Source organism: Selenomonas sp. oral taxon 149 str. 67H29BP (genome assembly GCF_000146365.1).
Lineage (GTDB): Bacteria > Bacillota > Negativicutes > Selenomonadales > Selenomonadaceae > Centipeda > Centipeda felix.
This window is the reverse complement of record NZ_GL397087.1, coordinates 1,048,586-1,061,672: the sequence shown is the minus strand read 5'-3', so window position 1 is coordinate 1,061,672 and position 13,087 is coordinate 1,048,586. Positions and strand designations below refer to the sequence as shown.

At 57.1% G+C, this 13,087-nt stretch carries 12 protein-coding genes; 6 read left to right on the top strand and 6 right to left on the bottom strand.

Features of this window, described 5'->3' with window-relative positions; translation table 11 throughout:
- Position 1 precedes the first annotated feature (1 nt).
- From mmsB to araA, 6 genes are all read left to right on the top strand, one after another.
- On the top strand, positions 2-1,210 hold the full coding sequence (gene mmsB, locus HMPREF9166_RS04985) for a multiple monosaccharide ABC transporter permease (RefSeq protein WP_009442970.1): 1,209 nt from the start codon (positions 2-4) through the stop codon (positions 1,208-1,210).
- Positions 1,211-1,220: 10 nt separating this feature from the next.
- Positions 1,221-1,544 carry a PTS lactose/cellobiose transporter subunit IIA gene (locus HMPREF9166_RS04980; RefSeq protein ID WP_009442969.1) on the top strand — a complete coding sequence of 108 codons (324 nt, stop codon included), beginning with the start codon at positions 1,221-1,223 and terminating at the stop codon, positions 1,542-1,544.
- Positions 1,545-1,840: 296 nt separating this feature from the next.
- Positions 1,841-2,272, top strand: coding sequence for a hypothetical protein (locus HMPREF9166_RS12905; RefSeq protein ID WP_009442968.1), 432 nt, complete (start codon positions 1,841-1,843; stop codon positions 2,270-2,272).
- Positions 2,273-2,503: 231 nt separating this feature from the next.
- Positions 2,504-4,105, top strand: coding sequence for a xylulokinase (locus HMPREF9166_RS04970; protein ID WP_009442967.1), 1,602 nt, complete (start codon positions 2,504-2,506; stop codon positions 4,103-4,105).
- Between the two features lie 15 nt (positions 4,106-4,120).
- Positions 4,121-4,819: an L-ribulose-5-phosphate 4-epimerase gene (locus HMPREF9166_RS04965; RefSeq protein WP_009442966.1), complete on the top strand. Its 699-nt coding sequence runs from the start codon at positions 4,121-4,123 to the stop codon at positions 4,817-4,819.
- Positions 4,820-4,852: 33 nt separating this feature from the next.
- Positions 4,853-6,277 carry an L-arabinose isomerase gene (araA, locus tag HMPREF9166_RS04960; protein WP_009442965.1) on the top strand — a complete coding sequence of 475 codons (1,425 nt, stop codon included), beginning with the start codon at positions 4,853-4,855 and terminating at the stop codon, positions 6,275-6,277.
- Positions 6,278-6,427: 150 nt separating this feature from the next.
- Here the strand turns inward: araA and HMPREF9166_RS04955 are convergent, their stop codons facing one another.
- The 6 genes from HMPREF9166_RS04955 to HMPREF9166_RS04930 all read right to left on the bottom strand — a co-directional run bounded on the left by HMPREF9166_RS04955 (position 6,428) and on the right by HMPREF9166_RS04930 (position 12,999).
- On the bottom strand, positions 6,428-7,228 hold the full coding sequence (locus HMPREF9166_RS04955; RefSeq protein ID WP_009442964.1) for a PD-(D/E)XK nuclease family transposase: 801 nt from the start codon (positions 7,226-7,228) through the stop codon (positions 6,428-6,430).
- 22 nt (positions 7,229-7,250) lie between these two features.
- Positions 7,251-7,610: a chorismate mutase gene (gene aroH / locus HMPREF9166_RS04950; RefSeq protein WP_009442963.1), complete on the bottom strand. Its 360-nt coding sequence runs from the start codon at positions 7,608-7,610 to the stop codon at positions 7,251-7,253.
- Between the two features lie 4 nt (positions 7,611-7,614).
- Entirely contained in the window at positions 7,615-9,210 is a 1,596-nt protein-coding gene (locus HMPREF9166_RS04945; protein ID WP_039981046.1) for an AarF/ABC1/UbiB kinase family protein, read from the bottom strand.
- Between the two features lie 69 nt (positions 9,211-9,279).
- Entirely contained in the window at positions 9,280-10,905 is a 1,626-nt protein-coding gene (locus HMPREF9166_RS04940) for an ABC-F family ATP-binding cassette domain-containing protein (protein WP_009442960.1), read from the bottom strand.
- A 17-nt stretch (positions 10,906-10,922) separates the two neighbouring features.
- A complete protein-coding gene (locus HMPREF9166_RS04935; protein WP_009442958.1) occupies positions 10,923-11,678 on the bottom strand; it encodes a glucosaminidase domain-containing protein in 756 nt (251 codons plus the stop codon).
- A 49-nt stretch (positions 11,679-11,727) separates the two neighbouring features.
- Positions 11,728-12,999 (bottom strand): hypothetical protein, encoded by a 1,272-nt coding sequence (locus HMPREF9166_RS04930; protein ID WP_009442957.1) that lies wholly within the window; start codon positions 12,997-12,999, stop codon positions 11,728-11,730.
- Positions 13,000-13,087: the final 88 nt, after the last annotated feature.

The window sequence follows — 13,087 nt, the reverse complement described above, 5'->3', positions numbered from 1 at the left end:
CATGGGGACAGACGCTGCAAAAGCAAAAATCTCCGATGAGCGGGAGATGAAGGAACACATCAAAAACCTGAAACAGTACGGCATGATTATCGCGCTTGTCGTCATCTATGCGATATTTGCCTTCCTGACGGACTTCAAGAACATCTCGCCGATGAACGTCAACAACCTCATCATGCAGAACTCCTACGTCATTGTTCTGGCACTCGGCATGTTGCTTTGCTGCCTTACGGGCAATGTCGATCTTTCAGTAGGTTCTGTCGTCGCCTTTGCGGGGGCAATCGCAGCAATCTTAGTCGTGGATTACCAAGTGGCAATTCCTCTGGCGTTTCTTGCCGCACTCGCGATCGGTCTGCTTGTCGGCGTCTGGCAAGGCATATTTATATCACTTCTAGGGGTTTCACCATTCATTGTATCACTTGCGAACATGCTCGTATTTCGCGGGCTTGCCCTCGTTGTTCTGAACGGTCAAACCAAGGGACCGATGCCGCCTGAGTTCACACAGATTGGCGCAGGCTACCTGCCGCAAATCTTTACGACAATCGGCGGCACGAAGATCGAACTTCTTGCGCTCGTTGCGGGCATTGCGCTCTCTGTCTTTCTCGTCCTTATGGAGATCCGCTCCCGCCGCAACAAGGCGAAGAACGGCTTCATCGTTCCGTCAATCGCCACCAGTGCATTCAAGGTTATTCTTTCCGTCGCTATCGTCAATTTCTTCACGGTAAAGCTCTCCATGTATATGGGGCTTCCGATGGTTCTTCTGGTCGTTCTCCTGCTTGTCATTCTCTACACCTTCATCACGCAGCGCACCGTGCCCGGACGGCAGATTTACGCCGTCGGCGGCAACAAGAAGGCTGCCGCCCTCTCCGGCATCAAGGTTGACCGTGTCATGTTCTGGATCTATGTGAACATGGGGCTGCTTGCAGGTCTTGCGGGTCTCATTCTCACGGCGCGCAATGCGTCCGCTACACCGAAGGCGGGCGATATGTTCGAGCTGGATGCCATTGCTGCCTGCTACATCGGTGGAACGGCAGTCGCGGGCGGTGCTGGAACTGTCACTGGTGCAGTCGTTGGTGCGCTCATCATGGGCGTTTTGAACAACGGTATGTCGCTGCTCGGATGGTCGGTCGATATCCAGCGCGTCGTCAAGGGCTTGGTCCTGCTTGCGGCGGTCGCCATTGATCTCTATTTCAAGAACAAGAAAAACAGCTGAGGAGAGCGTTATGGCAAATCAAAAAGCACTGGAGGAGCTGTGCGTGCGTATGGTATCTTCCACAAATGAAGCACGTATCTGCTATCTAAAATCCATGCAGGCGGCGCGGGCTCAGGAAATGGGTGCCGCTGCCGATCTCCTCGCACGCGGCGATGAGCAATACGCTGTCGCCCATGCCATGCACGTCCAGCTTCTGCAGATGGAGGCGGGCGGCACGCTGGATCATGTCAGCCTGCTCATCCTGCACGCGGAAGATCAGCTCATCAGCGCCGAAACGTACAAAGCGCTGGCGGTCGAAGCGGGGCATATCTATCAAATACTCGCAGACAAATGACTTTTCTAGAGCCTCCCGTTACCGGTATCCACCGGAGTCGGGAGGTCTTTTGTTGCAAAAGAGAAAGGCTATATATTTGTTCGAGCACATTTAGAAGAACAACAAAGGAGGACGTTCGGGAAGAACAAAAGGAAGTGTAGCAGAGTTCGCTGCGCAGCCGTCTCAGCTACTCGCTGACAGACGGGTGCGGGAATCTTCTCTACTGTATTATCGGATCTTATCTGCTCTACTCGACACCCGATCTGAGCGGCACGGCAAAGATCGCCTACGCCGCTGGCACGTACATCCTCGCAGGTGTGTTCTACACAGGTATACAGACTGCCATTACCTCGATCCTGCCGAACCTCTCGCGTGAGCCAGTCTGGATCGGCCTGACGATCCGTCAGACCACCATCCTCTACTGCCAGTATTTCCTCGAGGACAAGAGTCTTGCCGCCGTCATGCGCGGGTCTCTGGTCTACCGCGCGGAGAGCGTCGATAACGGGGCGGAGCTGCAGCGTCTGCGTGTCAACCCTGAGGCACCTATCTCCTATCGCTTCGTCAAGGATGCCCTCGGCGGCGTCGGTGTACTTGAGACGGCGGGCGAACGCGTGATGGATGAGATGAGCACGCTCTATCGCAGGTATCAGCCGGAGATGATGAAGGCTCTGTCGCTGCGCCTCATTCCTTACTACTGCTGGGGCAATCGCGGCGAGAACGAGATGCTCGTTTGGCTGTATCGCAAGTAAAACTGTTGGCAGTCCTTGTCTGTTGGGGGGCAGACATGGACTGTCTTTTTATAGGGAGTATATCATAAATGGCACGAGCACATAATTTGTAAAAGATATGTGTTTATGATTGACAAAAAATATGAAATATGATAGCTTATACATAAGATGTGCTCGAGCACATAATTGGAGTAAAGAGGGGTTCGGCTGCATTATGCCGTCGGAAACCATGCCGATGAGGAGGTTTCGGATATGGATTTCAAACAGAATGCTGCTGCGATCGAGAGCGGTGCGAGTATCTTGGGCATCGAGCTTGGCTCAACGCGAATCAAGGCAGTCCTCATCAACACGGACTTTGAGACGATTGCCTCCGGCAGCTATACGTGGGAAAACGAGCTGAAGGACGGGATCTGGACGTACGCGCTTGCCACGGTCTGGACGGGCGTGCAGACCTGTTACGCGCAGCTTGCTGCCGATGTGCAGACGCGCTATCATGTGCCGCTCACGAAGATTGGCGCGATCGGGATCAGCGCGATGATGCACGGCTATCTTCCGTTTGATGGGGATGGGAAGCAGCTTGCAGAGTTCCGTACATGGCGGAACAATATGACGGGCGCGGCGGCGGACATCCTCACGGAAAAGCTGCAGTTCAACATCCCGCAGCGTTGGAGCCTTGCCCACCTCTATCAGGCACTCCTGAACGGGGAGGAACATACAGAGAAGATCAACTTTATCACGACGCTCGCAGGCTATGTGCACTGGCGGCTCTCGGGCGAGCAGGTGCTCGGCATCGGCGACGCCTCGGGGATGTTTCCCGTCGATGAGGAAACGGGGACGTATGATGCGGATATGCTCGCCATATTCTCTGACCTTCCCGAGGTCAAGGCGTGTCCGTGGAACATTGAGGGAATCCTGCCGCGTGTCCTGCGTGCAGGAGAAGCGGCAGGACATCTCACAAACGAAGGCGCCAACCTTCTCGATCCGAGCGGCAGGCTCTCGGCAGGAGCGCTGATGGCACCACCGGAGGGGGATGCCGAAACGGGAATGGTGAGCACGAATGCCGTGCGCAAGCGGACGGGCAATATCTCGGTTGGGACGTCTGCATTCTCGATGAACGTGCTGGAAGAACCCTTGCAGAATGTACATCGCGACATTGACATTGTGACAACGCCCGAAGGGGCTCCCGTTGCGATGGTACACACGAATAACTGTTCGTCAGACATCAACGCATGGATTGGACTATTCCGCGATTTCGCTCAGTATCTCGGACAGCAGGTGACACCGGATCAGCTCTACCATCTGCTTTTTGTCCACACGGCGAAGGCAGAGCCGGATGCGGGGGGACTCGTGACTTACAACTGCCTTTCCGGTGAGAACATTACGGCGGTGGAGCGTGGACGCCCGCTCTTTCTGCGGACGCCGCACAGCCGCATGAATCTGCCGAATTTCATGCTTGCTCAGCTCTATTCGGCATTTGCCCCGCTGAAGATTGGAATGGACATCCTCGTGCGTGAGGAGGGCATCCGTACAGAGGTCATGATCGCGCACGGCGGACTCTTCAAGACGCCGATCATCGCCCAGCAGGTTTTGGCGAATGCACTCAATATGCCGATCACGCTGATGAATACGGCGAGCGAGGGCGGTGCGTGGGGTATGGCTGTTCTTGCGTCCTTCGCTCTTCGTGAGGAGAAGCTGTCACTCGCGGATTTTCTTGATGAGCAGGTGTTCCGGCGGTCTGAGAGCACAACGCTGATGCCTGAACCGTCGGGGGCAGAGGGCTGTGAGAAATTTATCGCACGCTACAAGATGGCACTCTCTGTCGAGCAGGCGGCAGGCGTTTTGACGGACGAATAAGGGGGGGGACATTTCATGCTGGAAGAACTCAAGCAGGAGGTCTACGAGGCGAATATGATGCTGCCGAAGCTCAGCATCGTCACATTTACATGGGGGAATGTTTCGGGACTGGATCGTGACAAGGGGCTTTTCGTTATCAAGCCTTCGGGCGTGGAATATGAGAGGCTCCGTCCCGAGGATATGGTCGTCGTTGATCTGGACGGCAAGGTCGTCGAGGGCGCGATGAACCCATCGAGCGACACACTTACACATATGGTGCTCTATCGGGAGTTTTCGGGAATCAATGCCGTTGTTCATACGCATTCATCGTGGGCGGTCTCCTTTGCGCAGGCGGGGGTGGAGATCGATGCGATGGGGACGACCCACGCGGATAATTTCTACGGCACGATACCCGTGACAGAGGCGCTGACGCGTGAGGAGATCGAGAGCGGGTATGAGGAGAACACGGGGTGGATTATTGTTCGTACCTTCCGTGAACGTGGAATCGATCCCGTGGCGGTGCCCGCAGTGCTCGTCAAGCAGCACGGCCCTTTTACATGGGGGGCGACAACGAAGAAGGCGGTCGAGAATGCAAAGGTGCTCGATCTCGTTGCCGAGATGAACTATCATGCGATGATGCTCACGCACGCGGATACGCGCGTCCCGCAGTATCTCTTGGATAAGCACTATCTCAGGAAGCACGGCGCAAACGCATACTATGGGCAGAAAGCCTGATCGCAGGCGGATACAGGAAAAGGAGAGAATATCATGCTGCAGGTAAAGAATTATGAGTTTTGGTTTGTTGCGGGCAGTCAGTTCCTCTATGGTGAGGAGCAGCTTGCAAACGTGGCACGCAATGCGCAGGATGTCGTCGACAAGCTCAACGCGAGCGGAAAGCTGCCGTACAAGGTTGTCTGCAAGGGGGTTATGACGACGCCGGACGGCATCACGCAGTTTATGAAGGACGTGAACTATCACGATGAGGTTGCGGGTGTCATTACGTGGATGCACACGTTCTCGCCGGCAAAGAACTGGATTCGCGGCACGGTTCTGCTGCAGAAGCCGCTCCTCCATCTCGCGACGCAGTATCTCAACGAGATTCCGTATGCGACGATTGACTTCGACTACATGAATCTGAACCAGAGTGCGCATGGCGACCGTGAGTATGGGTATCTGAATGCGCGCCTCGGCATCGACAACAAGATCGTCTATGGTTGGTGGGGCGATGTCGACGTGCAGAAGGAGATTGCGGACTGGCAGGATGTTGCGGTTGCCTACAACGAGAGCTTCCACATTCGCGTCTGCCGCTTCGGTGACACAATGCGCGATGTCGCCGTTACGGAGGGGGACAAGGTGGAGGCGCAGATCCGTCTTGGCTGGACGGTGGACTATTGGCCGATCGGCGAGCTGGTCGAGGTCATCGATGCGATCGATGAAACGGCGATTGATGCAGCGTATGCAAAACTGAAGGAAGACTATACGCTCGCGCCTCAAAACAATACAGCTGAGAAGTTTGAGGAATCCGTCCGCTATCAGCTGCGCTGTTACCTCGGTCTGAAGGCATTCCTCGAGGACAAGGGTTACAACGCATTCTGTACGAATTTCCAAGATCTGAAGGGACTGAAGCAGCTGCCGGGACTCGCTGTTCAGCTGCTTATGAAGGATGGGTATGGGTTCGGTGCGGAGGGAGACTGGAAGCACGCGGCACTTTCGCGCCTTCTCAAGATTATGGCGCACAACGACCGTACGGTATTTATGGAGGACTATACGCTCGACCTGCGCAGGGGGCATGAGGCAATCCTCGGCGCGCATATGCTCGAGGTCGATCCGACGATTGCGAGTGACAAGCCGCGTGTCGAGGTACACCCACTCGACATCGGCGGCAAGGACGATCCCGCACGGCTCGTATTCACCGGATCGGATGGCGAGGGCATCAACGTGACGATTGCGGATTTCCGTGACGGCTTCCGTCTTATCAGCTACCCCGTGGACTGCCGCAAGGCAGAGGCGGAAACCCCGCATCTGCCCGTGGCGAAGCAGCTCTGGACACCGAAGGTCGGGCTGAAAAAGGGCTCGATTGCGTGGATCAAGGCGGGCGGCGGACATCACACCGTACTTTCCTTCCGCATTACGGAGGAGCAGATCCACGACCTTGCCGTCATGTTCGGCATCGATCTCGTCGAGATATGCTGATGTTGTTGTGTGGTTTATAAAAAGAGGCTGTTGCACGAAACAAACGTGCAGCAGCCTCAATTTTGTGCAAAAAGTACAGAAGCCAGTGTCTTCAAACACCGGCTCCTGGCATAAAATATGTGTATGCAACAAATGACGCAGACTTCCTCATTAGAGGAGGGCCAGATACTTTGGTTGATCGTCCTTTGCAATATTTAGTGCATCCATTGCGACCTCGGCAGTAACCCCCATTCGCTGAATGAGACTTTTGATGTTCTTTAGGCGCTCCGTTTCTGCCCCCTGAACTTCTCCGTCTTTTCGTATTTCTTCCATTATCTTACACATAGCTGCAACCCCCTTTTCGTCTTCTTTGAAAAAGCGTACGCGCTCGGCGAGTACATCGCTGTACATATCATTTGGATCACTGCAAAAGAAGTCATGCATGAGACGCCCCAGCAAGCTTTCACTCCGGCATTCTCCATTGACATAGAGAATATGAGCACCGTCGTCGAATATCTCCTCAGTATCTTCGAAGGTTCGACGCACCTTGTAGAGCGGTTTGCTACGTTTCCATACGTCATGTTCGGTGATAAAGATGACGTAGGTTTCCGGCAGATCGGGGAAGAGTGTTCCCTTGCTGACCTCACGCGAATCAATCATGCTGCTGTTGAACCTCGCTCGACGTGGAATTGCCCCCTCGTCGCTGCGTTGTATCTCCACATCGTAAATGGTCTCGCCATCGGTCGCAAGTGCGTCGAATCGTACGGCACGTCCATAGAGATTTGGCACACTCTGCTGGGTAATAACTTCTGTCACGCGTAGACGATCATTTCCCATGATAGCACGGAGTACGACCTCCATGCAGGGGATATTTCCATCAAAGCAGGTGTTAAAGAACGTGTCATCCCTCAACCGAAGCTGTTTGATTTTCTCAAGGTATCGACGTTTCTTTTGTTCCATATCCATGCGCATTACCTCGGATCAAATGATCTGCCTAACTCTCCAAATCCGGCCGCAGCTCTGCCGCTGCACGCAGATAGATATGATGGATGTCGCTCTGCGGCAGATCCGTGTTGACGAGGAGAAGGACGCGGATGCAGCGTGGGAGGCTGCCCTCGATGGCGCACTGGCGCGCGTCAAAGAGGGGAACGAGGTCGAATCCTCGGATGCGGCGCACGCCCGCCGTGGGGAATGCCGCCGTGAGATCCTCGGTGACGCTGAAGATGGCAGCACCGATGTCAGCGGGGGTGATATTGTTCGTGCGCAGAATCTCCGTGACGAGTTCCTGCGCCGCCTGCCAGATTTCTTCCTTTTCGTTGCGCCCAACGGTAATGGCGCCGCGTATGCCGCGCATAGCTCTACACTCCCTTGTGAATGTCCCAGATGAGCCGCAGGCTCAGGATGAATGCGATGAGATAGCCGAGAATGCCGAGGAGGGGGATGCCGCCGATCTGCGGCTGCATATTCGTGGTGCAGATCGTGCTCGATGCGATGAGGAGTGCCGCACAGAGGAGCGAGATGATGAGTTTGTTGATCATCTTATCGAGACGCTGTACAGGCTCCTCTGACCCCGTGAGGTCGATGTTGAGCTTCGTCTGCCCACCCATGGTCATCTTGAGGAGGTCGGCGAGCTGCTCCGGGATCTGCACGGATTTGCGCAGGAGCATGATGCCCTCCTGCCGTGCCTTTGAGAGCCCCTCGCGCCACGTCATGCCCTGCACGATCCCAAGGGAAAGGCTGCGCGCAAAGATCTCAAGGAAGCTGACCTCAGGCGCGCAGCGGCGCATGACAATCTCAACGGTCATGACACCGCGTGCAAACATAGCAAGTCCGCTCGGACAGCCGATGTGATGCATCCGCAGGATGCCGAGAATCTGATTCGTCAGAACGCCCATGTGTACGTCGGTAAAGTCGAGCGAGCCGTACTGCTCCATCATGACATCGATGTCCTGATAAAGCTGCGCGTGGTCGATGCGTCCCTTGACGATCCCGAGGGCGAGGATGGCTGCCTTCATCTCGAAGGTATCGTGCGTGGCGAGTGCCATGATCGCGCGCCGCAGAGCCGTGCGGTCACGGTTGCTGAGACGCCCCATCATGCCGAGGTCGAGCCAGACGATGTTGCCGTTGCGGATGCGGATGTTGCCGGGATGCGGATCTCCGTGGAAAAATCCATCCTCGATGATCTGTTTGGCGTAGTTCTCGCCGAGCCGCCGCCCGACCTGAGTGACGTTGACTCCTGCGGCGTGGAGAGCATCCGTCTGGTCGAGCGGGATGCCGTCAATATACTCCATGACGAGGATGTGCTGCGTTGAGAGATCGCGCAGGACGCGCGGGCATGAGACGAAGGGATTATCGCGGTTGAGATGCGTAAATTCCTCGATATGGCTCGCCTCGATGAGAAAGTCCATCTCCTGCTTGGCGATATTCCACATCTCGTCCATCAGCGTGCGAAAGTCTACGACATCGTCGCTGCTGATGAGACGGATGAGAGTGGCGGCACGCTTCATGAGCGTGAGGTCAGTACGCATGATCTCGTGGATGCCGGGACGCTGCACCTTGATGACGACCTCCTCGCCCGAGGCGAGTGTGGCGCGGTGTGCCTGCGCGATGCTGGCAGAGCCGAGCGGCGTGCTGTCGATCGTGCGAAAGACCTTGTTCCAGTCGCGATTGTACTCCTGCTCGACGATGGAGAGGATGATGGGGAAGGCAAGAGGACGTGCTGCCGTCTGGAGCTTCATCAGCTCATCGCAGTACTCCGTCGGCAGAAAGTCAGGGCGCATGCTCATGATCTGGCCAAACTTGACAAATGTGGGGCCGAGATCCTCGAAGATGGCGCGCAATTTCTCCGGTGTAAGGCCGTGGACGATGTCGTGACGGCGCAGTACCGTTACCATTTCACGCAGCCGCAGTGCGGCGTTTTTGTTTTCGGTGCCTTGCAGCAGTGCGCCGAGCATCATCTCACCTCCCCCCGTATGGGTTCATATACCTGACGATCATGCCCGCATGATCCAGCATCTCGTCACTTACTTTGCCGCTTTGTACTTCTCCGCGAGCTGCTGCTTTACCGTCTCGTTGCTCAAGTACTCGTCGTAGGTCGAGATGCGGTCCACGACGCCGACGGGCGTGATCTCGATGATGCGGTTCGCGACCGTCTGCGTGAACTCATGGTCGCGCGAGGCAAAGAGAATCGTGCCCGAGAAGGAGATCAGACCGTTGTTGAGGGCGGTGATCGACTCGAGGTCGAGATGGTCGGTCGGCTCGTCGAAGATGAGCACATTCGCGCCCGAGAGCATCATGCGCGAGAGCATGCAGCGGACGCGCTCGCCGCCCGAGAGCACCTCGGCACGCTTCTGGCTCTCCTCACCCGAGAAGAGCATCCGTCCGAGGAAGCCACGCACGAATGTCTCGTCCGGATCCTTGGAGTACTGGCGCAGCCAGTCCACGAGGTTGAGCTTTACGCCGTCAAAGTAGTCAGAGTTATCTGAGGGAAGGTAGGTCTGCGTCGTTGTGACGCCCCATTTGAACGTGCCCTCGTCCGCTTCCTCCTCGCCCATGAGGATCTTAAACAGCATTGTCTTTGCCGCGCCGTTTGGCCCGACGAAGGCGACCTTGTCACCCTTCTTGAGGGTGAAGCTGACATTTTTTAGCAGCTGACGGCCGTCCAGCTCTTTGGAAAGCCCCTCGACGGTGAGCAGCTGATCGCCCGCCTCGCGGTCGGGGGTAAAGGCAATGTACGGATAGCGGCGTGCCGACGGCTTGATGTCGTCGAGTGTGATGCGCTCAAGCAGCTTCTTGCGCGAGGTCGCCTGACGGGACTTTGCGGCATTTGCGGCAAAGCGTTGGATGAAGGTCTGGAGTTCCTTGATCTTCTCTTCCTTCTTCTTGTTCGCATCCTTTGCCATCTGGAGCGCAAGCTGACTGGACTGATACCAGAAGTCATAGTTACCGGCGTAGAGCGAGATCTTGCCAAAGTCCACGTCGCAGATGTAGGTGCAGACCTGATTGAGGAAGTGGCGGTCATGCGAGACGACGATGACCGTGTTCGGGAAGTCCGCGAGGAAGTTCTCGAGCCAGTTGATCGAGGCAACGTCGAGGTGGTTTGTCGGCTCATCGAGCAGGAGAATGTCGGGCGAGCCGAAGAGTGCCTGTGCGAGCAGGACGCGTACCTTTTCCGATGGGGTGAGTTCGTTCATCTTGAGATGATGCTTGTCGTCCGAGACGCCGAGACCGTTCAGCAGCTGTGCCGCCTCCGTCTCTGCGTTCCAGCCGTCGAGCACGGCGAACTCTGCCTCGAGCTCCGAGGCGCGCATCCCGTCCTCGTCGGAGAAATCGGGCTTCTCGTAAAGTGCATCCTTTTCGTCCATGATCTCCACGAGACGCGCGTGTCCCATGATGACCGTACGCAAGACCTCGACCTCGTCGTAGGCATAGTGATCCTGCTGCAGGACGGCGAGACGCTCCCCGGGCGTGATCTCCACGATGCCACTCGTCGGCTCGATGTCGCCTGAGAGCAGCTTGAGGAAGGTCGATTTCCCCGCGCCGTTCGCGCCGATGATGCCGTAGCAATTCCCGGGGGTGAACTTCAGATTGACATCCTTGTAGAGGACACGCTTGCCGAACTGCAGGCTGAGATTGTTGACGGTAATCATCTATCCGTACTCCTTTTCTATTTGCGAAGGATGGCGCGGAACATCGAGAGAATGCTCTGACCGTACGAGTCGCCGGGGACAGCCCAGCGGCCGTTCAGATCCTGCCAGTTGCCGAGCGTACTCGTGCCGTAGACGCTGCGCACGAGGCTGTAGCGCGGGTCAACGACGGGGAATGCCGGCTGACGCGTGGAGGCGTAGGCGAGCAGATGCTGAATGTGGGCGCGGACACCGAGCTGCGAGGTGGCAAAATACGCGCCCTTGACCTCCGAGCTCGTCGTTCCCAGTCCGCAGTAATTGTTCTGGTCGGGCGTGACCGTACCGCCGTAGCGGAAAAAGCCCGTTTCCTTGAGTGCCTGTGCGAATGCGACATCGGGGCGGATGCCCTCGCGCTCCCCCTCCTCATAGTAGTAGGAGACGAGCTCCTTCGGTGAGACCGAGATGGCGGGATAGGGATTCACGCTGAGGAGATAGTCCACGCACTGCTGCTGGCTCGCGAGCGGTGTTCCGATGATCGCCGTATCGTACTCTGAGAGCGTCTTGGGGACGCTGAGGGGCGGATGTTGTTCTGCTTCCTCTGCCTCCTCTGCTTGTCGCATGAGATTGCTGATCCGTGCGCGGAAATCGTCCGTCGACGTGTCCGTGCCGCGCTCCGTGTGCACCTTTGTCGCCGTATTTGGGTCATAGACGCGGCGTGCGTCGGCGCTGTTTGCTGTCAGAATGAAAAGACCAAGGGCTGCGGCGAGTGAGCCGCGCAGAAGAATATCCTTACGCAAGAAAATGTACCTCCCATATTGCGGGCACGCGGAGAGCCTCTGCGTGCCTTTACGGCAGCCATGGAAAGAGCTGCGACAGAATAAGAATGACCGTCAGCACGATCGTGCTGCGGTGTATGGCATGATGTGCCCCGCCCGCTGCCATGAGCAGCACCCATGTCAAGAGGGCAAGCGTCAGCCCCGTCCGCAGGTCGTAGGACGCGAGGACGAAGACGGCGAGGACGGCGGCATCGCATAGCGTGAGACGTTTTGCGCTCTGCAGCTGCACGAGCGCACGCTGCAGAAGGATGAGCCCCAGCATGGCAAGAGCAAGCGCCGGTGCGGCGGGAAACTCCGCCAGTGCCGCGAGCAGCGGCGCACAGGGGAGCAGCAGGAAAAGCAGCAGAGCCGTCCCCATTGCTGTGGCCGGGATGCCGCCGATGCGCCGCTCCTCCGCAGCGGGCAGTGCCGCAGAGATCGGAGCGATACTGAGCGGGAATGCGCCGAGGAGACTGCCGATGCCGCTGATGGCAAAGAGCCGTGCGAGCGGCACGTCGGGTTTGGCGGGGGGGCGCTCTCCCTCTGCCGAGAGAACAGCAGCACTCTCCACCGTGAGTGCGATGAGGAGTGTTATGCCGAGCCCGATGGCGGCGGGAACATTGAGTGTGTCCTGTCCTCCTGCCATGAGCGGCAGAGCAAGTTCTGGCTGCAAAAACGGCGCAGCAGGGATTTCCCAGAACCCCTCCGCCCATGTGAGCAGCAGAACGATGCCAATACCGATGGGCAGAGCCAGCTCTTTTTGCCGCACATAGAGCAGGAGTATGAGGAGAACGCCGACGAGCGTGAAGTACGTCAGCGGGTCGGAGAGCATACCGCCCATCGTGAGTGCCCACGGCGACGGCAGGAGAATGCGTGCCGCCTGCGCCGCCTGCGTCAGCATCCCGAGCGCGAGTGACAGCAGGAGGCCCGTGCGAATCACGGGCGGGAGTGCGTCGATCATGCGCCCCATGGATGCGGCGCGCATCAGCAGTACACCAATGAGTGATGTGACGGCAGAGACAATGAGTACATCCTGCCATGCAATGCCGCGTGCGATGATCTCCTCGTAGACCAGCCATGCCGTGATGGCAGGGGAGGGGAGGAGAACGCGCGGTGCACTATTGCGTGAGACGATGAGCGTCCCGACCGCAGCTGCGAGCACGCCGCCCGTATATGCGCCCGCAAAGGGCATCCCCGCACGCGTGAGCAGTGCTGCAGTCGCAGTGAGCACGAGCACGGCGGCACAGACGAGGACGAACGCACGACAAAGTGCCGCACCAATCCACCCGTACCGTTCGTTCATGTCACTCTCCTACATTACTCAAAACACTTCTATTTTAACACAAAAATAAACGTCGTGCCATAGTCCGCTGTGAATATGGTCGCCTGGG